Here is a 19,047-nt window from a genome sequence, read left to right on the forward strand (position 1 = left end):
GCCCCTCAAACGCGCCCAACACCGCAACTGGCCACCGCCCCAACCCGCCACCGCCACGATCACCCAGCGAGACACAACTTAAGTCACCGGCATTGGGGCTAGGCCAGCTCCCCCACCGGCGCCACCACCGCGCCCTGCTTGCCGCACACCCAGTGCGGCTCGGGCCCCAGCTCGGGCTCCACGCTCAGCGCGTGCGGGTCGCCGTCGGCCGCGCAGGCGTCGCACAGCGGCCACCGGCCGTACGCCTCCAGCAGCGCGTCCTGGACGTCCTGGGCGACCAGCCCGAGCACGTACTCGGTGCCGTCCGGCCACTGATCCAGCCACCAGCGGCGGTGGGTGACGGCCTGCTCCACCAGCGAGACGACGGCGGCGTCCGCCACGTCCCGTGCGGTGAGGTCGGCCAGGATCAGGGCCCGGGCGTTGTGCAGGGCGGTCTCGATGTCGTCGGAAGCCATCCGTCCATTCTCCGTGGAAACGCGGGAACGCCGAAACGCCGCGTGGGCGGCCCCCCGAAGGGAACCGCCCACGCGGACGAGGAATCAACCGATCCGATCGAAAGCGATCAGGATCAGAAGTCCATGTCACCGCCCGGCATGCCGCCGCCGGCGGCCGCGGCGGCCTTCTCCGGCTTGTCGGCGATGACGGCCTCGGTGGTGAGGAACAGCGCCGCGATGGAGGCGGCGTTCTGCAGCGCGGAGCGGGTGACCTTGGCCGGGTCGATGATGCCCTCGGCGATCAGGTCGACGTAGGTGTTGGTGGCGGCGTTCAGGCCGTGGCCGGCGGGGAGGTTGCGCACCTTCTCCACCACGACACCACCCTCGAGGCCGGCGTTGGTCGCGATCTGCTTGATCGGGGCCTCGAGCGCGACCTTGACGATGTTGGCACCGGTGGCCTCGTCGCCCTCCAGCTCCAGCTTGTCGAAGGCGACACCGGCCTGCAGCAGCGCGACGCCACCACCGGCGACGATGCCCTCCTCGACGGCGGCCTTGGCGTTGCGGACGGCGTCCTCGATGCGGTGCTTGCGCTCCTTGAGCTCCACCTCGGTGGCCGCGCCGGCCTTGATGACGGCCACGCCGCCGGCCAGCTTGGCGAGGCGCTCCTGGAGCTTCTCGCGGTCGTAGTCCGAGTCGCTGTTCTCGATCTCGGCGCGGATCTGGTTCACGCGGCCCGCGACCTGCTCGCTGTCGCCGCCACCGTCGACGATGGTGGTCTCGTCCTTGGTGATGACCACCTTGCGGGCGGTGCCCAGCAGGTCGATGCCGGCGTTCTCCAGCTTGAGGCCGACCTCCTCGGAGATCACGGTGCCACCGGTGAGGATGGCGATGTCGCCGAGCATGGCCTTGCGGCGGTCGCCGAAGCCCGGGGCCTTGACGGCGACGGACTTGAAGGTGCCGCGGATCTTGTTCACGACCAGGGTCGACAGGGCCTCGCCCTCGACGTCCTCGGCGATGATGACGAGCGGCTTGCCGCTCTGCATGACCTTCTCCAGCAGCGGGAGCAGGTCCTTGACCGAGCCGATCTTGGAGTTGGCGATGAGGATGTACGGGTCCTCGAACGTCGCCTCCATGCGCTCCAGGTCGGTGGCGAAGTAGGCGGAGATGTAGCCCTTGTCGAAGCGCATGCCCTCGGTGAGCTCGAGCTCCAGACCGAAGGTGTTGCTCTCCTCGACGGTGATGACGCCTTCCTTGCCGACCTTGTCCATGGCCTCGGCGATGAGCTCGCCGATCTGGGTGTCGGCGGCCGAGATGGAGGCGGTGGAGGCGATCTGCTCCTTGGTCTCCACGTCCTTGGCCTGGGCCAGCAGCTGGTCGGAGACGGCGGCGACGGCCTTCTCGATACCGCGCTTCAGGGCCATCGGGTTGGCGCCGGCGGCGACGTTGCGCAGACCCTCGCGGACGAGCGCCTGGGCGAGCACGGTGGCGGTGGTGGTGCCGTCACCCGCGACGTCGTCCGTCTTCTTGGCGACCTCCTTGACGAGCTCCGCACCGATCTTCTCGTACGGGTCCTCGAGCTCGATCTCCTTGGCGATGGAGACACCGTCGTTGGTGATCGTGGGGGCGCCCCACTTCTTCTCCAGCACGACGTTGCGGCCCTTGGGGCCGAGCGTGACCTTCACGGCGTCGGCGAGCTGGTTCATGCCACGCTCAAGGCCGCGGCGAGCTTCCTCATCAAAGGCGATGATCTTGGCCATCAGAAGTGGTCCTCCGGGACACGGTCGACTGCTCGGACCAAGGGGTGCCCGCGACGGACGGCCCTGGTGTGCGGGGGTCTTTTCCCCTACCGCTCCCGGGGGCCTCACCGACCCGGTCCGCTGTCACTCTCACACTGTGAGTGCTAACGCCAATGATTAGCACTCACGGTGGTCGAGTGCAAGCCCAATCGGCAACCCGCGAGCCGCCGCCGTGGACGCCCGGGGACGCCGACGGGCCCGTGCGACGCGTGTCGCACGGGCCCGTCGAGAAGCGAGTGGTCACCAGCCGTAGGGCCGCGCCGAGCTCCTGGGGTCGGAAGGGGTCAGACCGCGGCGCGGACCATGTCCGCCTGCGGGCCCTTCTGTCCCTGAGAGATCTCGAACTCGACCCGCTGGCCCTCCTCGAGGGTGCGGTAGCCGTCCATCTGGATCGCGCTGTAGTGGACGAAGACGTCCGCACCACCGTCGACCGCGATGAAGCCGTAGCCCTTCTCCGCGTTGAACCACTTGACGGTGCCCTGAGCCATTCCGAACTCCCCTAGTGCTGTGCTGGCCCTTCACGTGCCCGCAGGTCGCGGGCCCGGATTGGTTTGAAGGCCGGCCCGGGGAACCCCCCCTGGGCGCAGCCGTGCACGCCGCAACCCTCCGCACGGGACGCCCAACGGCCTCCGGTGAGCGGGTGATTGCGTCGACCGCCGCTGAATGTATCCGGACCGACGCCCTCTGCAACAGGGTCAGCCGCCGGTAATTCCGCTGAAGCGTCAAGGGACAGCACGGGCTGAATCGGGAAGATCTCGGCATTTAACGCCGGACATAGCGGACGAATTACCCAAATGCCCGCGGCAATTCTGACATCCGCCTGACATGTTTCACGAGCCGGTCTCACCGGCCGGACGCCGCCCCGGCGGAACACCGCGGGTGGCCGCAAGGGAACCCCTGTTCCCAGCCGAGCGACACTCTACTCCGACTCGACTCGAAAATATTCCAGCCGGAATGCAACCGGCCGCCCGCGCATACGGAAAGCGGAATTCCGTACGGGCGGGCGGCCGAATAGCCGGCGTCACGGCTCAGCAGCCGCCGGCCACCGCTGGGATGATCGAGACGCTGGCGCCGTCCTTGATCTCGGTCGCCAGGCCCTCGGCGAAGCGCACGTCGTCGTCGTTCACGTAGACGTTGACGAAACGGCGCAGCTTGCCGGCGTCGTCCAGGATGCGGGCGGAGATGCCCGCGTGGTTCTGCTCCAGGTCGGCGATGACCTCGGCCAGGGTGACGCCCTCGGCGGTCACCTCGGCGGCGCCGCCGGTGTAGGTGCGCAGGATGGTGGGGATGCGGACGTTGGCGCTCATGGCTCTCCTTGCGGGTGGGGCCTCACGGGGGCGGAGGTGGTTCAGGCGGACACGAGGCCGGCGGCGCGGAAGGAGTCCAGCGTCGGGCGGATGACGGCGGTCATCCCGGCGTCGGAGACGGCGTCCAGGGTCTTCAGGCCGTCGCCGGTGTTGATCGCGACGGTCTCCTTGGCCGGATCCAGCCGTCCGGTCTCGACCAGCTTCTTCAGCACGCCGACGGTCACCCCGCCCGCGGTCTCGGCGAAGATTCCCTCGGTCCGCGCCAGCAGCCGGATCGCCGCCACGACCTCGGCGTCCGTGACGTCCTCCACCGCCCCGCCCGTCCGGCGGGCGATGTCCAGCACGTACGGGCCGTCGGCCGGGTTGCCGATCGCCAGCGACTTGGCGATGGTGTCCGGCTTGACCGGCTTGATCACGTCCCGGCCGGCCTTGAAGGCGGCCGACACCGGCGAGCAGCCCTCCGCCTGGGCGCCGAAGATCCGGTACGGCCGGTCCTCGACCAGGCCGAGCTTGATCAGCTCCTGCAGCCCCTTGTCGATCTTCGTCAGCTGCGATCCCGAGGCGATCGGGATCACGATCTGCTCCGGCAGCCGCCAGCCGAGCTGCTCGCAGATCTCGTACGCCAGCGTCTTGGAGCCCTCGCCGTAGTACGGCCGCAGGTTGACGTTGACGAAGCCCCAGCCCTCGCCGGCCGGGTCGCCGATCAGCTCCGAGCAGAAGCGGTTCACGTCGTCGTAGTTGCCCTCGATGCCGACCAGCTCGCCGCCGTACACCCCGGCCATGACGACCTTGCCCTGCTCCAGGTCGTGCGGGATGAACACGCAGGACCGGAACCCGGCCCGGGCGGCCGCCGCGCCCACCGCGCCGGCCAGGTTGCCGGTGGAGGAGCAGGACAGCGTCGTGTAGCCGAACGCCCGCGCGGCCTCGATGGCGCAGGCCACCACGCGGTCCTTGAAGGAGTGGGTCGGGTTCCCGGAGTCGTCCTTGATGTGCAGCTGGGCGGTGAAGCCGAGCTCCCGGCCCAGGTTGTCCGCCTTCACCAGCGGGGTCCAGCCCGGGTTCAGGTTGGGCTTGGAAGCCACGTCGGCCGGCACCGGCAGCAGCGGCGCGTAGCGCCAGACGGAGGCCGGACCGGCCTCGATCCGCTTGCGCAGCTCCTCGGCGCCCTCGCTGCCGAATTCGTAGGCGATCTCCAGCGGGCCGAAGCACTCCAGGCACGCGAAGTCGGGACCGAGCGGGAATCGGGTGCCGCACTCCCGGCAGGACAGCGCGACGGCGGGGCCGAGGTCCACGGAAACAGGTGCGACAGTGTCGATAGCCATGATGGCGAGGCCTCTCTCCTCATCTTCCCCGCGGCGCGGACGCGCCACAGGCCGGAATTGGCACCTGTCCCGCCGGGGCCTGTCGAGAACAGCCGCGCGAGAAGGTTGCCGGGACGTCAACGGGCCGTTCCCTCAGTCCCTCTGGATGAGCTTGTGAAATTGTGGTGGTACTCAGCGGCGACCCCGGCGTGCGAAGGTCCGGCCGCTGTACGAAGACTGTATCCGAAGGCGTCAATCCTGAACGGGACCGTCCGCCACGCGAGATGAGCCGTCCCACCCCACCCGCCGAGGAGACTTCCGTGCCCGCCGAACCGACTCCCGAGCTGCTTCCGCAGGCGGCGTCCTGGCTGCGCCGCCGCTCCTGGAGCGCGGCCGACCGGCCGGTGCGCACCCTCCTCGCGGCCAAGGAACGCACCGGGCGCACGGTCAGCGTCGTCCTCCCCGCCCTGGACGAGGAGGCCACCGTCGGCGACATCGTCCGCACCGTCCGCCGCGAGCTGATGGAACGCCTCCCGCTCGTCGACGAACTCGTCGTGGTCGACTCCGGCTCCTCCGACGCCACCGCCGCCGTCGCCGCCGAGGCCGGCGCCCGGGTCGAGCACCGCGACGCCATCCTGCCCCGGCTGCCCGCCGCCGCCGGCAAGGGCGAGGTGCTCTGGCGCTCGCTGCTGGTCACCCGCGGCGACATCGTCTGCTTCGTGGACGCCGACCTGCGCGAGTTCGATCCGGCCTTCGTCTCCGGCATCGTCGGCCCCCTGCTGACCGACGAGTCCATCCAACTGGTCAAGGCCATGTACGACCGTCCTCTCGAGACGGAATCCGGTGCCGTCGTCCCGGCCGGCGGCGGCCGCGTCACCGAACTCGTCGCCCGCCCCCTGCTCAACCTCCACTGGCCGGAACTCGCCGGTTTCGTCCAGCCCCTCGGCGGCGAGTACGCGGCCCGCCGCTCACTGCTCGAACGACTGCCCTTCCCCACCGGTTACGGCGTCGAACTCGGCCTGCTGGTCGACGCGTTGGAGCTGGTCGGCCTGGACGCCCTGGCCCAGGTGGACGTCGGCGTCCGGCACCACCGCCACCAGGACGGCCAGGCCCTCGGCCGGATGGCCGCCACCATCTACCGCACCGCCCTCGAACGCCTCGACCGCGCCCACCGGCTCAAGGCCTCCGCCGACCTCCTCCTCCCGCAGCTCACCCAGTTCACCCGCGACCCGCAGACCCGCGCCTTCACCGCCCACACCCACCCGGTGACCGCCCTGGAGCGCCCCCCGATGCACACCGTCCCCGAATACGCGATCCGCCACTGACCGAGGGCGGCCCCGGGTGAACTGAGGACGGGCCCCGGGTTTGCCGCGCCTGACCCACGGCAACATGCCAACCATGGGCGATCTCACGACCGAACGTTCGAGTGCGACCGGCACCGCCCCCGTCCTGGTGGCATCCAACCGGGGACCGGTGTCGTTCAGCACCGCCGACGACGGCACGCTGACCCTGCGGCGCGGCGGCGGGGGCCTGGTCTCCGGCCTCTCCGCGATCGACGACCCGAACGCGGTCTGGGTCTGCGCCGCCCTGGGGGAGGCGGACCGCAGAGCCGCCGAGCAAGCCCCCCGCGGCCGCCTCGACCTGGCCGGCCACGACGTCGGCGGGCAGGCCGTCCGGATGCTGGCCATCGACCCCGAGACCTTCGCCCGCGCCTACAACGGCGTCGCCAACTCCACCCTCTGGTTCGTCCACCACCTGCTCTACGCGACCCCCACCGCGCCCTCCTTCGACGCCGCCTTCCGCACCGAATGGGCCGCCTACCGGGCCTACAACGCCGCCTTCGCCGAGGCCCTGGCCGCCGAAGCCGCCCCGAACGCCGCGGTCCTGGTCCAGGACTACCACCTCTCCCTCACCCCGGCCCTGCTCCGCGCAGCCCGCCCCGACCTGCGGATCGGCCACTTCTCGCACACCCCCTGGGCCCCACCCGAGTACTACCGGCTGCTCCCCGACGACGTCGCCCGCGCCGTCCTCACCGGCATCCTGGGCGCCGACCGGGCCGGCTTCCTCACCGAGCGCTGGGCCCGCGCCTTCGCCGCCTGCTGCGCGGACCTCCTCGATGCCACCGTCGACCACGAGGCACTCACCGTCACCCTCGACGGCCGCACCACCCGCCTCGGCGTGCACGCCCTCGGCGCCGACGCCGACTTCCTGCGCGAACGCTCGCACCGCCCCGACGTCGACGAACGCCTCGCCGCCCTGCGCGAAGCCGTCGGCGACCGCCGCACCATCGTCCGGGTCGACCGCACCGAGCTGAGCAAGAACATCGTCCGCGGCCTCCAGGCCTACCGGCACCTGCTCCGCACCCGCCCCGAGTGGCACGACCGGGTGGTCCACATCGCGTTCGCCTACCCGTCCCGGACCGACCTGGCCGAGTACCGGAACTACACGGCCGCCGTCCAGGACCTCGCGGAAGAGATCAACGACGAGTTCGCCACCCCCACCTGGCAGCCGCTGATCCTGCACGTCAACGACGACTTCCCGCGTTCCCTCGCCGCCTACCGTCTGGCCGACGTGGCCCTGGTCAACCCCATCCGGGACGGCATGAACCTGGTGGCCAAGGAAGTCCCGGTGGTCTCCGACCGCGGCTGTGCCCTGGTCCTCTCCCGGGAGGCGGGCGCCCACGCGGAGCTCGCCGACGACGCCCTGACGGTCAACCCGTACGACGTCATCGCCACCGCCGACGCCCTGCACACCGCCCTCACCATGCCCGAGGAGGAGCGCGCCGACCGCACCAAGCGCCTCGCGGCGGCGGCCACCGCGCTCCCCCCGCAGCAGTGGTTCCTCGACCAGCTCTACGCGCTGGTCCCGCTCAACTCCCAGTGAGGGCCTCCCCCAGCGCCCCCAACAGCTCCACCACGCCGGCCGGGCCCGGGACCACCAGGTCCGCCCGGTCGGCGAGTTCGCGCACCGGCGCGTCCCCCACCGCCCCGCTGCACACCAGCAGCCCGGCCACGCCCTCGCCCCGCAGCTTCTCCACCGCCGCGAAGGCCGCCACGTCCCCCAGGTCGTCCCCCGCGTACAGCACCGAACGGGCCCCCCGCTCCCGCAGGAACCCGGTCAGCGCCGCCCCCTTGTCCACCCCCGGCGGCCGCAGCTCCAGCACCAGCCGCCCGGGCTCCACCACCAGTCCGTACTCGGCCGCCAGCTCCCCCACCGGCGCACGCAGCAGCTCCAGCGCCTCCTCGGGCGCCGCCGTCCGCCGCGTGTGCACCGCCACCGAGCGCCCCTTGTCCTCCACGCCCGTCCCCGCCGGCGCCCCGGCCCGCGCCAGCACGCCCGGCAACGCCTCCCGCACCCCCGCCACCCCCGGGTGCACCTCCGGCGCCGTCACCTCGCCGTCCTCCCACCGCTCGGCCCCGTAGTGCCCCAGCACCACGACCCCCGGCACCCCGGCCAGCCCGCCGTACTCCACCGCCAACAGCGCCGGCCGACCCGTCACCACCACCACGGACCGCACCGACGACGCCAGCACCCGCAGCGCCCCCGCCACGCCCGGGTGCGCCCTGGCCCGGCTCGGGTCCGCGACGATCGGCGCCAGCGTCCCGTCGAAGTCCAGCCCGATCACCGCCTCCCGGGGCGCCCGCAGGATCGCCCGCACGCCCTCCCGTCCGGCCTCGGTGCCCGGCGCCCACGTCTCTTCGAATCCCAAACCGAATCCCATACCGGGGCACATACCCCCGGCCCCGGCGCGGAACGCCCGGCTCAGCGGGCCTCCCTCCGGGCGGCCCGCACCCGCCGCAGCCGGTTCACCAGCACCGGTGCGTGCGCCAGCGCCTCCTCCCGGTCCAGCAGCGCGTTCAGCAGTTGGTAGTACCGCGTGGAGGAGAGGCCCAGCTCCTCGCGGATCGCCCGCTCCTTGGCGCCCGCCGTCCGCCACTGCCGCCCCTCCAGCGCCAGCACCGCCCGGTCCCGCACACTCAGCTCGCCCACCGCACCCACCTCCACACCCCTGCGCCCGCCACTACGGAGTGTCATTCTCCCGCGCGACCCCGACACACACTGCTCGCCCCACCGCTCCCCCGCCGCCGCTAACGTCGCCCCATGACCACGCCCAGCTTCGCCCTGCACATCCCCGCCGCCGACCTCGAACCCGACCCGCTCGACCCGTCCCAGATCGTCTCCGGCGCTCCCGAGGTCACCGGCAAGGTCCTCGCCGAGTCCGCCGACGGCCGTCAGCTGCGCGGCATCTGGCAGATCACCCCCGGCGTGGTCACCGACGTCGAGGCCGACGAGATGTTCGTGGTGCTCAGCGGCCGGGCCACCATCGAGATCGAGGGCGGCCCGACCCTGGAGGTCGGCCCCGGCGACTGCGCGGTCCTGCGGGAGGGCGACCGCACCACGTGGACGGTCCACGAGACCCTCCGCAAGGCCTACGCGATCACGCTCCCCTGAGCGACTCTTCTGCATGAAGACACGTCGAGGCCCGGCCCGGGAACCCCCGGGACCGGGCCCGCCGTACGGACTACTTGCGGACCCGCGCCGCCTCCTGCGCCGCCGCGTCCTGCAGCCCCCCGAGCACCACCTTCGGGTCCCCCGTCGCGGCCTGCCCGATCCCCGCCTTGATCCGGTTGCTGACCTCGCCCCACGCCGGGTCCCCGAACGGGTAGAAACTCGCGTTGGTCAGCCCGACCGCGAACTGCTTGAGGTCCGTGTGCTTCGGGTCCGTCGACATCTGGTCGAAGGCGTCCTGGGTGACCGGCAGCAGGTTGTACTGCTCGTCGAACTTCAGCTGGTTGTCCTTGGTGTAGACGAACGACAGGAACTTCTTGATCTCGTTCTTGTGCCCGTTCGCCTTGAACGCCATCATCCAGTCCGCGACCCCGAGGCTCCCGGTCCGCCCCACGCCGTCCTTCTTCGGGATCGGCGCCGTCCCGAACTCGATGTTCCCGGTGGTCGCCATCCGCAGCAGCGTCGGATGCCCGTTCAGCATCGCGACCTTCCCGGCCGCGAAGTCCTGGAACACCGGGGTGCGGTTCATCTTCCCCGGGTCCGGGTACGTCAGCCCGGTGCTCACCAGGTTGCTCTTCAGCCAGCCGAACGTCGCCTGGTTCTGGGCGCTGTCGATGGTGTAGTTGCCCACGTCGTCGGAGATGCTCCCGCCACCGCTCAGCGTCCACAGCATGGACTCCGCCGGCGCCTCCTCCGGCCCCAGCGGAAGCCCGTACGGGGTCACCCCCGGCACCTTGGCCTTGATCTTCTCCGCGTCCTGCTTCAGCTCGCTCCAGGTGGCGGGCGGCTGCGCGATCCCCGCCTGCCGGAACATCGCCTTGTTGTAGAAGAGCACCCGCGACGAGGACACGAACGGGATCCCGTACTGGATTCCGAGCACCTGCCCGGCGTGCGCGAAGGTGTCCAGGAGGTCGACCTGGGTGTCCATCGAGAGCACGTCGGACGCCGGGTACAGCCGACCCGCCGCGACCTGGTCGGCGAAGCCGCCGGTCTGCAGCAGGTCCGGCGACTTCCCGGCCGCGATCATGTCCTCGACCTTCTTGCCGATCTCGGTCCAGCTGTCGACCTCGACACTGACCTTGATCCCGGGGTTGGCGGCCTCGAAGGCCTTGGCGACCCCGTCCCAGTAGTGCTTGGAGTTGGTCTCCTGGCTCTCCCCGTAGTCCGCGGCGACCAGCTTGAGGGTGACGGTCCCCTGGTCCTGCCCGCTGCACGCGCCGACCGCGGTGAGTGCCAGGGCTCCGGCCAGCACACTGCCGAGCACACGGGTGGGAACGTGGACGCGCCTGTTCAACGCGGGTACCGCCTTAGGGGAAGAACTGCCGCCGGAACGAGGGAATCCGGCAGGGGGGAGGCGCCACACTGCCAAACCCGCCGACCACTGGTCCACACCACTGGGCCGCCCCGCACCAGTAGTTACCGAAGTGCCCGGAGTCGTTGCACGATGCGCAACACCAGCGCCCGATTCACCCCCGGACAACCGTCCGGACACCCCTCGTACGCCCCGCCCAAAGCCCCGCAGACCCCCACGGCTGCGACAAAGCTCACCCAGTATGGACCAGACCAATCCGACAACTGGACTAGACCTCTTCTATCCACCAAGGGAAACTGTCCTCCGTGAAGCACGTCATCGCACTCGATGTAGGCGGCACCGGCATGAAGGCCGCGCTGCTCGCCCAGGACGGCTCCGTGCTGTTCGAGGCACGCCGACCGACCGGGCGGGAGCACGGCACGGACGCCGTCGTCGCCGCCATCCTCGACTTCGCCACCGACCTGGCGGCCGAGGGGCGCAGCCGCTTCGGCGTCGCCCCGCTCGCGGCCGGCGTGGCCGTCCCGGGCACGATCGACGAGAAGAACGGGATCGCGGTCTTCTCCGCCAACCTCGGCTGGCGGGACCTGCCCCTGCGGGGACTCCTCGGCGAGCGCCTGGCCGGCCCCGACGGCACCGCGATGCCGGTGGCCCTCGGCCACGACGTGCGTTCGGGCGGCCTGGCCGAGGGCCGGATCGGCGCCGGCCGGGGCGTCGACCGCTTCCTGTTCATCGCCCTCGGCACCGGCATCGCCGGCGCCATCGGCATCGGCGGCCGGATCGAGGCGGGCGCACACGGCTACGGCGGCGAGATCGGCCACGTCGTGGTCCGCCCGGGCGGACCGCAGTGCGGCTGCGGCGCCCGCGGCTGCCTGGAGACGCTGGCCTCCGCCTCCGCCGTCTCCCGCGCCTGGGCCGAGGCCAGCGGCGACCCCGACGCCGACGCGGCATCCTGCGCCGCCGCGGTGGACGCCGGGGACGACCGCGCCCGCGCAGTCTGGCAGCGGGCCGTCGACGCCCTGGCGGACGGCATCGTCCTCGCCCAGAGCCTGCTCGACCCGTCCACGGTGATCGTCGGCGGCGGGCTGGCCGAGGCCGGCGACACCCTCTTCGGTCCGCTGCGCACGGCGGTCACCGAGCGCCTGACCTTCCAGATGCCCCCGAAGGTCGTACCCGCCATGCTCAAAGACACCGCAGCGTCCCTGGGCGCGGGCCTGCTCGCCTGGGATCTGCTGCTCTCCATGGAGGTGACCGCGTGACCACCGCGGACCGTGACCGTACTGCCCTGGCCGGCGCCCGCCTGGTCCTGCCCGGCGGCGTCGTCGAGGGCGACCGGCTGGCCGTCGAGGGCGACCGCATCGCGGCCATCGCGAGCGGCGAGCCCGAGCCCGATGACCTCGACCTGACCGGACACACCGTCGTGCCCGGCTTCGTCGACCTGCACGTCCACGGCGGCGGCGGCGCCTCCTACGCCTCCGGCATCGCCGAGGAAGCCCTGACCGCCGCCCGGACCCACCTCGAACACGGCACCACCACCACGGTGGCCTCCACCGTCACCGGCGAGATCGACGACCTCGCCCGCCAGGCCGCCGTACTCTCCGAACTCGTCGAGGACGGCGTCCTGGCCGGCATCCACTTCGAGGGCCCCTTCATCTCCCACAACCGCTGCGGCGCCCACCGTCCCGACCTGCTGCGCGACCCCGACCCCGCCCTGGTCCGCAAACTCGTCGACGCCGCCCGCGGCCACACCGCGATGGTCACCCTCGCCCCCGAACTGCCCGGCGGCCTCGACTCCGTACGGATGCTCGCCGACCTCGGCGTGATCGCCGCCGTCGGCCACACCGACTCCGACTACGCCACCACCCTGGAAGCGATCGACGCCGGCGCCACCGTCGCCACCCACCTCTTCAACGCCATGCCCGGCATCGCCCACCGCGCCCCCGGCCCCATCGTCGCCCTCCTCGAGGACGAACGGGTCACCGTCGAACTCATCAACGACGGCGTCCACCTGCACCCCTCCGTCCTCGACCTCGCCTACGGCACCGCCGGCCCCGCCCGCGTCGCCCTGATCACCGACGCCATGGGCGCCGCCGGCATGGGCGACGGCCTCTACCCCCTCGGCCCCCTCCAGGTCGAAGTCAAGGACGGCGTCGCCCGGCTGGTCGAGGGCGGCTCGATCGCCGGCTCGACCCTCACCCTGGACGTGGCGTTCAAGCGCTCGGTGACGGTCAACGGCCTGACCCTCCGCCAGGCCGTCGAGTCGCTGTCCGCCACCCCGGCCCGGCTGCTCGGCTTGAGCGACTCCATCGGCACGCTGGAGACCGGCAAGCTCGCCGACCTCGTCGTGGTCGACTCCGACAGCTTCGACCTGGTCGCCGTCATGCGCCGCGGCCGCTGGGTCCTCGGCGGCGAGAGGTTCTCCACCGTCAAGCCCGCCTGAGCGACGCCGACGGCCGCCCTCCCCGACGGGGACGGGCGGCCGTGGTGTGTCCTGCGGAAGGCCGGATCAGCCGTTGGGCTCGATGATGATCTGGTCGATCAGGATGGGCCCGGAGGGCGCCGTGAAGGTGACCGAGTTCGCCCCGGCCTGGAACTGCGGGAGTATCCAGGTGGTGAACCAGTTCGACGACGGGTCCTTGCTGCCGGGCGCCCAGTTCTTGTACCCCAGCCCGCTCGGCCAGTCCTTGCCGTTCACCGAGGCCGCGCCCTGCACGAGCGCACCGGTGTTGTTGTAGCGCACGGTCAGCTTGTACGTCCCGGCCGTGGCGACCTCGCCGTTCCAGGTCACCGAGCCGCCCTGCTGGAGCGTCAGGTAGTTGCCGTCCGCCGACTTGGCGCCCTTGACGCTGTTGCCGGACGGCGCGTTCTGCCCCTGCAGCTGGCTCGCGTCCACGGTCGACGGGCCGGAGACGACGGTGGCGCTCGCCGAGGGGGAGCCGCTCGCGGTCGAGGCGGTCGGCCCCGGGGTGGTGGGGCCCGGCGGGGCGGTGGTGGCGGTGCCGCCCTTGGCGGTCTTGTCGCCGTCCGGGTCGCCCGTGGAGAGCGCTATCCCGGCGCCGATCGCGATGGCCGCGACCACCGCGACCGCGCCGATCACCGCGCCCTTGCTCCGGCCGCTGCTCGGCCGCTCGTCCCCCGGCTGCGGCCGGGAGTGCTCGGCGTAGCGGGTCTGCTGGGTGGGCGCGGCGCCGTACTCGGGCTGCTGCGGCACGCCGGGCTGACCGTACGGGGCCTGCGGCTGACCGCCCGGGTACCCCTGCTGCGGCATACCCGGCTGGCCGTACGGCTGCTGCTGTTGCTGCTGCGCTCGGGGCGGGTAGCCGTAGCCGTACTGTGCGCGCCCGACCTCCATCGGGCGGTTGTACGACGTCCGGGGAACCCCCTGCTGCGGCTCGGCCGGCTGCCCGGTGGAGCCGTCGGCCGGGCGGTAGAGGTAGCCGAACGGGTCGTCGTCCTGCGGGGCACCGCCCCCCTGGCCCTCGGGCACTCCGTTGCTGCCGGCGGTCGTCACGGTGGTCTGTTCCCCCATCCGGGTGCGCGCCGCCGGGCTGCGGCGCAGATCATGGACGCTGTCGTACCGGGCACCCTACCTGCCGTACCTGACAGCGGGAAAAGAACCCTTGACAACTCGCGGGTAACCCGGCACCCGGGCCGCGCGCGACCGGCGCCAACCGCGTGCGGTCTCAGCCCGCGCGCCGGTGCGAACGCTCGCCGCGCGCCCCGCGCACCGCCCCGCCGCGGGCGCGCTTCTCGTCGTACATCCGCTCGTCGGCGGTGTGCAGCACCTCCTCGATGCTCATCCCGCAGCCGGCCCAGCCGATCCCGAGACTCACCCCGACCCGCATCGCCCGCCCGTCGATCCGCATCGGCGGGATGATCGCGTTGCGCAGCCGGTGGGCGAGGTCCTTGCCCTCCTCCCGGCCGATGCCGTCGGCCAGCACCACGAACTCGTCGCCGCCGAGCCGGGCCACCGTGTCGCCGTCCCGGACGGCCTGGCTCAGCCGCCGGGCGACCTCGACCAGCACCGCGTCGCCCGCGTTGTGGCCGAACCGATCGTTGATCGACTTGAAGCCGTCCAGGTCGCAGAAGAGCACCGCGAGGCCCTTGTCGGACGCGGCCGCGCCGCCGGAGCGGAACGGGGCGGACCAGACGTCGCCGCCCGGCCCGTGGTCGGCCGGGACCACCGCGTGCACGTGCTCCCCGTAGCCCGGGCCGAGGCCGGGCGGCAGGCCGCCCTCGGGCAGCCCGTAGCCGTGCACCGCCGCAGCGTACGGGTCCGCGCCCTCCAGCCCGTCGTGGGCCGCGTGCGCGCTGTAGGAGTCGGCCGGGTAGCCGTACGGCGGCGGGTAGGCCGCCTCGGCCGGGCCGGCGGCGGCGCCGACCGGCTGCGGCTGGGAGCAGAGCCGGCGGGCCAGCCGGGCCTTGAGCTCGGCGCCGTTGGGCAGGCCGGTGAGCGCGTCGTGGCTGGCCCGGTGGGCGAGCTGGAACTCGTGCCGCTTGCGGTCCTCGATGTCCTCGACGTGGGTGAGCAGGAAGCTGGGCCCCTCGGCCGCGTCCGCCACGATCGAGTTGCGCAGGCAGACCCACTGGTAGCCGCCGTCGCGCCGGGACAGCCGCAGTTCCGCCCGGCCGCTCTCGGCGCTGGTGCGCTCCAGCAGGGCGCGGTCGTCGGGGTGGACGAGGTCGGCGAAGCTCTGCTGGCGCAGCACCGCGCGGGGGCGGCCGAGCAGCCGGCAGAGCGCGTCGTTGACCCGGGTCAGCTGGCCGCGCCCGGCGCCGTGCAGTTCGGTGATGGCCATCCCGCTGGGCGCGTACTCGAAGGCCTGGCGGAAGCTCTCCTCGCTGGCCCGCAGCGCCTGCTGCTCCTTCTCCAGGCGGGCCAGGGCGCGCTGCATCTCGGCCCGCAGCCGGGCGTTGCCGATCGCGATCGAGGCCTGCAGCGAGAACATCTCCAGGGCCTCGCGGGTCCAGGCCCCGGGCCGCTTGCCGCTGCGCGGGCGGTCCACCGAGAGGACGCCGAGCAGGTCGCCGCCGGCGCTGTACATCGGGGCGAGCAGCCCGTCGGCGGGGTGCCAGTCGTTGGCGTACACGGGCAGCGGACTGTCCCCGATCCAGCGCGGGATGTCGCTGGCGACGGCCCAGCCGCGGTCGTACGGCAGGAAGCGCAGGGTGCCCCAGTGGTCGCTGACGCCGAGCAGCCGGTCCCAGGACTCCCGGGAGCCGACCTGGCCGAGCAGCACGGAGGGGCCGCCCATCGGGCTCTCCTCCAGCTCCCAGACGGCCGCCACCACGAGGTCGCCGTCCGGGCGGACCAGACTGACCGCGGCGGCGTCGAAGCCGAGCCCGTGCACCGCGCCCTCGACGACGGCCTGCAGCGTGCCCGCGAGGCTGCGGGCAGCGTTGAGGTCCGCCACGACCCGGTGCAAGGTGCGGAGGGTCGCGAGACGGACGTACGGCTCCGACTCGGCTTCCATGCGGGGGCTCCCCGGCTGCTTCGGATAGTTCTTGATTGGTTATCGTCCGATTGCCAGAAGAACTGAATCACAGGGAGCACAGCGTTCGGCACGCTCGGTCAGCAATAGGCCGCCACTTGTGACTTAAATCACACAACACTAATGCGCCCTTAATCAGTTCATCCGCCCCATAGCTGGACATCAAGCGCTATCGGAACATTTCCCCTGGTCGACCGCATCGGCCGCCGACTGAAGCCGACTGCATCCGGCGGTCCGCCCGCTTCACTCCTGAGGGTGAGTCCGGATCGCGACCGCAACTCCGCCGGTGCGTCGCCGGTCCTACGACCAAGGCCCGATGCCGTTTCCCGCGGGTGACGACTACCGTGCGGTACGTGCACCCGTCCCCGCAGCCCGAAGCTGCCCCCCACGCCACGCCCGACGAGTTCCGGGCAGCACTCTCCCAGCTCGCCGCCGGCGTGAGCCTGGTGACCGTCCACGACCCGGAGGACGGCGAGGACATCGGCATGACCGCCACGTCCTTCCTCTCCGTGTCGCTGGAGCCGCCGCTGGTGCTGATCTCGGTCCGCGAGGACTCCCGGATGGACGAGGTGCTCTCCCGGATCGACACCTGGGCGGTCTCGGTACTGACCGAGGGACAGAGGACGATCGGCTCGCGCTTCGCCATGAAGGGCCGGCTCAGCGACCGGCTGCTGTTCGCGGACACCGCGCACCACCGCGGCCCGCGCACCGGCGCCCCGCTGGTCGAGGGCGCGCTGGCCACCGTCGAGTGCCGCACCGAACAGCGGATACCCGCGGGCGACCACACCCTGCTGCTCGGCCGCGTCCTGGAGGCCGTGGTGCCCGACCCCGGCGGCCGTCCGCTGCTCTACTTCCACGGCGGCTACCGCACCCTGGGCTGAGCTGCCGGCTCCTCGCCACCCCGGGCGGAGCCACTCGCCACCCTGGAGCGGAGCTACTCGCCGCCCCGCGGCGCCCGGCGGCCCTGCTTCACCTCGGAGCGCTGACGCTTGTTGGACAGCCGGCGCTCGACCATCCCCCGGCTCGGCTTCGTCGCCCGCCGGGACTTCGGCGGCGGCGCACACGCCTCGGTCAGCAGCGCCGACAGCCGGGCCGCGGCCGCCTCCCGGTTGCGCCACTGCGAGCGGAACTCCGAGGCCTGGACCACCAGCACCCGCCCGTCCACCAGCCGCCCGGCCAGCCGCTCCAGGGCACGCTCGCGCCACACCTCGGGCAGCGCCCGGGTGGAGGCCAGGTCGAAGCGCAGCTCGACCTTGGAGTCGGTGGTGTTGACGTGCTGGCCACCGGGGCCGGAGGAACGCGAGAAGCGCCAGACGAGTTCGGCGTCGGGGACGACCACCGACCCCCGTACGCGGATGGGCTCGGGCATGCGCCCATCATCCCGCGCCCGGCCCGCCCGGTCACGCAGTTATTCGCCCCCTCGCCTCCGGGGCGCTCGGACCCGACGTGGGCGGGGGCCGCTCGGGGCGGGGTGTGCCGGTTACCGCCACGCGCCCGGACCCCCGACAATGGCGTACGTGATCGAGCTCGGCTACTCCCTCTCCAACCGCTTCCCCGACCCCCCGCAGACGGACTACCGCACCGCGTCCGTGCACGCCCTGCGGTACGACCTGTTCTGCGGCGACGTCTACCTGGACGCCGAGGGCGCCGAGCTGTCCACCGCCTGGGGCTGGGTGCCGGTGCTCGACTTCGCCTGGGCGCTGTGCGACATCGCCGAGGAGCTGGACCGCGACCCGGACGGCAGCCGGGCCGCCCGGGTGCAGACCGCCGACCTCGACTTCACCCAGAACACCGAGCTGCTGCGCTTCGCCCGCCGTTTCAACTGGGTCGAGGTCACCGCGACCTGGCTGCCGGACGAGCCGCCGGCCGTGATCCGCCACAGCGACCTGCGGCGCGAGGCCCGGGACTTCCTCCAGGACACCCTCGCGGACCTGTTCGACATGCACCCCGACCTGGCCGACAACCCGAACGTCTGGTCGCTGCAGGGCCGGTTCCGCCGGATCTGATGCCTCTCTTTGCCCGGTCTTTGCCCCGGCATTCGCGCCCACGAAGAATTCACTGACCCTACGGAACCAAGCCGCCCCGGTATTGCGTTGTCCCGGGGAAATGCGCAAAGCGAAAGCGCAAGCGAACGAAGGGACAGCAATCGCCATGCCAGTGAGCCTCTCCAAGGGTGGCAACGTCTCGCTGACCAAGGAGGCCCCCGGCCTGTCCGCGGTCACCGTCGGCCTGGGCTGGGACGTCCGCACCACGACCGGCGCCGAATTCGACCTGGACGCCAGCGCGATCGTCCTGAACGCGGACGGCAAGGTGCTGTCCAACGCCCACTTCGTCTTCTTCAACAACACCAGCACGCCGGACAACACCGTCGTGCACACCGGTGACAACCGCACCGGCGAGGGCGCCGGCGACGACGAGTCGATCAACGTCAACCTGGCCGGCCTGCCCGCCGAGGCCGTCAAGATCACCTTCCCGGTCACCATCTACGACGGCACCGCCCGCGGCCAGAGCTTCGGCCAGGTCCGCAACGCCTACATCCGCGTGGTGAACGCCGCCGGCGGCGCCGAGATCGCCCGCTACGACCTCTCCGAGGACGCCGCCACCGAGACCGCGATGATCTTCGGCGAGCTCTACCGCAACGGCGCCGAGTGGAAGTTCCGCGCCGTCGGCCAGGGCTACGCCTCCGGCCTGGCGGGCATCGCCCAGGACTTCGGCGTCCAGATCTGACGCACCCCGCACAGATCTGACGCACCCCCCTGACAGATCTGCCGCACCCTGACAACGCCGCGGGGGGGGGGGGGGGGGGGGGGGGGCGCCGCGCCCCCCCCCCCCCGGGGCCCCCCCCCCCCCCCGCCCCCCGCCCCGCCCCCCGGCCCCCCCCCCCGGGCGGGCCCCCCGG

General features: G+C 72.2%; 19 protein-coding genes and 1 riboswitch. Of the genes, 8 read left to right on the forward strand and 11 right to left on the reverse strand.

The window, feature by feature from the left end; translation table 11 throughout:
• Nucleotides 1–98: 98 nt before the first annotated feature.
• From ACZ51D_RS42415 to thrC, 5 genes are all read right to left on the reverse strand, one after another.
• Nucleotides 99–455 carry a hypothetical protein gene (locus ACZ51D_RS42415; RefSeq protein ID WP_465626718.1) on the reverse strand — a complete coding sequence of 119 codons (357 nt, stop codon included), beginning with the start codon at nucleotides 453–455 and terminating at the stop codon, nucleotides 99–101.
• A 113-nt stretch (nucleotides 456–568) separates the two neighbouring features.
• The gene (gene groL, locus ACZ51D_RS42420; RefSeq protein ID WP_049652341.1) at nucleotides 569–2,191 is read right to left on the reverse strand and encodes a chaperonin GroEL; all 1,623 of its coding nucleotides are present in this window, start codon (nucleotides 2,189–2,191) and stop codon (nucleotides 569–571) included.
• Nucleotides 2,192–2,514: 323 nt separating this feature from the next.
• Entirely contained in the window at nucleotides 2,515–2,718 is a 204-nt protein-coding gene (locus tag ACZ51D_RS42425) for a cold-shock protein (RefSeq protein ID WP_030289665.1), read from the reverse strand.
• 540 nt (nucleotides 2,719–3,258) lie between these two features.
• Nucleotides 3,259–3,537, reverse strand: a complete 279-nt coding sequence (locus ACZ51D_RS42430; protein WP_360494773.1) for a MoaD/ThiS family protein — start codon at nucleotides 3,535–3,537, stop codon at nucleotides 3,259–3,261.
• Between the two features lie 41 nt (nucleotides 3,538–3,578).
• The gene (gene thrC / locus ACZ51D_RS42435) at nucleotides 3,579–4,859 is read right to left on the reverse strand and encodes a threonine synthase (protein ID WP_465626721.1); all 1,281 of its coding nucleotides are present in this window, start codon (nucleotides 4,857–4,859) and stop codon (nucleotides 3,579–3,581) included.
• A gap of 16 nt (nucleotides 4,860–4,875) precedes the next feature.
• A riboswitch (SAM riboswitch) is annotated at nucleotides 4,876–5,011 on the reverse strand.
• Nucleotides 5,012–5,182: 171 nt separating this feature from the next.
• On the opposite strand from thrC, the gene ACZ51D_RS42440 reads away from it, so the two are divergent.
• Both ACZ51D_RS42440 and ACZ51D_RS42445 read left to right on the forward strand, forming a co-directional pair.
• Nucleotides 5,183–6,163 carry a glucosyl-3-phosphoglycerate synthase gene (locus tag ACZ51D_RS42440; RefSeq protein ID WP_396287951.1) on the forward strand — a complete coding sequence of 327 codons (981 nt, stop codon included), beginning with the start codon at nucleotides 5,183–5,185 and terminating at the stop codon, nucleotides 6,161–6,163.
• Between the two features lie 73 nt (nucleotides 6,164–6,236).
• Nucleotides 6,237–7,721, forward strand: a complete 1,485-nt coding sequence (locus ACZ51D_RS42445; RefSeq protein ID WP_465665651.1) for an alpha,alpha-trehalose-phosphate synthase (UDP-forming) — start codon at nucleotides 6,237–6,239, stop codon at nucleotides 7,719–7,721.
• On the opposite strand, the gene otsB is transcribed toward ACZ51D_RS42445, so the two are convergent.
• Nucleotides 7,708–8,559 (reverse strand): trehalose-phosphatase, encoded by an 852-nt coding sequence (otsB, locus tag ACZ51D_RS42450; RefSeq protein WP_465665653.1) that lies wholly within the window; start codon nucleotides 8,557–8,559, stop codon nucleotides 7,708–7,710. The two genes, ACZ51D_RS42445 and otsB, sit on opposite strands and share 14 nt — an antisense overlap.
• Nucleotides 8,560–8,600: 41 nt before the next feature.
• Nucleotides 8,601–8,873, reverse strand: a complete 273-nt coding sequence (locus ACZ51D_RS42455) for a DUF3263 domain-containing protein (protein WP_465626726.1) — start codon at nucleotides 8,871–8,873, stop codon at nucleotides 8,601–8,603.
• 66 nt (nucleotides 8,874–8,939) lie between these two features.
• On the opposite strand from ACZ51D_RS42455, the gene ACZ51D_RS42460 reads away from it, so the two are divergent.
• Nucleotides 8,940–9,290, forward strand: a complete 351-nt coding sequence (locus tag ACZ51D_RS42460) for a cupin domain-containing protein (RefSeq protein ID WP_465626728.1) — start codon at nucleotides 8,940–8,942, stop codon at nucleotides 9,288–9,290.
• 70 nt (nucleotides 9,291–9,360) lie between these two features.
• On the opposite strand, the gene ACZ51D_RS42465 is transcribed toward ACZ51D_RS42460, so the two are convergent.
• Entirely contained in the window at nucleotides 9,361–10,641 is a 1,281-nt protein-coding gene (locus ACZ51D_RS42465) for an extracellular solute-binding protein (RefSeq protein ID WP_465626729.1), read from the reverse strand.
• 323 nt (nucleotides 10,642–10,964) lie between these two features.
• Here ACZ51D_RS42465 and ACZ51D_RS42470 point away from each other — a divergent pair, with 323 nt between their 5' ends.
• Both ACZ51D_RS42470 and nagA read left to right on the forward strand, forming a co-directional pair.
• Nucleotides 10,965–11,915: an ROK family protein gene (locus ACZ51D_RS42470; RefSeq protein WP_360494797.1), complete on the forward strand. Its 951-nt coding sequence runs from the start codon at nucleotides 10,965–10,967 to the stop codon at nucleotides 11,913–11,915.
• Entirely contained in the window at nucleotides 11,912–13,096 is a 1,185-nt protein-coding gene (nagA, locus tag ACZ51D_RS42475) for an N-acetylglucosamine-6-phosphate deacetylase (protein ID WP_465665655.1), read from the forward strand. Before ACZ51D_RS42470 ends, nagA begins: the two co-directional genes overlap by 4 nt.
• Before the next feature lie 66 nt (nucleotides 13,097–13,162).
• Here the strand turns inward: nagA and ACZ51D_RS42480 are convergent, their stop codons facing one another.
• Nucleotides 13,163–14,167: a carbohydrate-binding protein gene (locus ACZ51D_RS42480; RefSeq protein WP_465665657.1), complete on the reverse strand. Its 1,005-nt coding sequence runs from the start codon at nucleotides 14,165–14,167 to the stop codon at nucleotides 13,163–13,165.
• A gap of 172 nt (nucleotides 14,168–14,339) precedes the next feature.
• Nucleotides 14,340–16,130, reverse strand: a complete 1,791-nt coding sequence (locus ACZ51D_RS42485) for a GGDEF domain-containing protein (RefSeq protein WP_360506772.1) — start codon at nucleotides 16,128–16,130, stop codon at nucleotides 14,340–14,342.
• A 371-nt stretch (nucleotides 16,131–16,501) separates the two neighbouring features.
• On the opposite strand from ACZ51D_RS42485, the gene ACZ51D_RS42490 reads away from it, so the two are divergent.
• Entirely contained in the window at nucleotides 16,502–17,029 is a 528-nt protein-coding gene (locus ACZ51D_RS42490) for a flavin reductase family protein (RefSeq protein ID WP_360506774.1), read from the forward strand.
• A 53-nt stretch (nucleotides 17,030–17,082) separates the two neighbouring features.
• On the opposite strand, the gene arfB is transcribed toward ACZ51D_RS42490, so the two are convergent.
• On the reverse strand, nucleotides 17,083–17,517 hold the full coding sequence (arfB, locus tag ACZ51D_RS42495) for an alternative ribosome rescue aminoacyl-tRNA hydrolase ArfB (protein WP_465665659.1): 435 nt from the start codon (nucleotides 17,515–17,517) through the stop codon (nucleotides 17,083–17,085).
• Between the two features lie 139 nt (nucleotides 17,518–17,656).
• Here arfB and ACZ51D_RS42500 point away from each other — a divergent pair, with 139 nt between their 5' ends.
• Together ACZ51D_RS42500 and ACZ51D_RS42505 are read left to right on the forward strand one after the other, a co-directional pair.
• Complete coding sequence (locus tag ACZ51D_RS42500) at nucleotides 17,657–18,154, forward strand: hypothetical protein (RefSeq protein WP_396290297.1); 498 nt, start codon at nucleotides 17,657–17,659, stop codon at nucleotides 18,152–18,154.
• A 145-nt stretch (nucleotides 18,155–18,299) separates the two neighbouring features.
• The gene (locus ACZ51D_RS42505) at nucleotides 18,300–18,875 is read left to right on the forward strand and encodes a TerD family protein (RefSeq protein ID WP_465625532.1); all 576 of its coding nucleotides are present in this window, start codon (nucleotides 18,300–18,302) and stop codon (nucleotides 18,873–18,875) included.
• Nucleotides 18,876–19,047: the final 172 nt, after the last annotated feature.

It is taken from the genome of Kitasatospora sp. NPDC033851 (assembly GCF_055576085.1).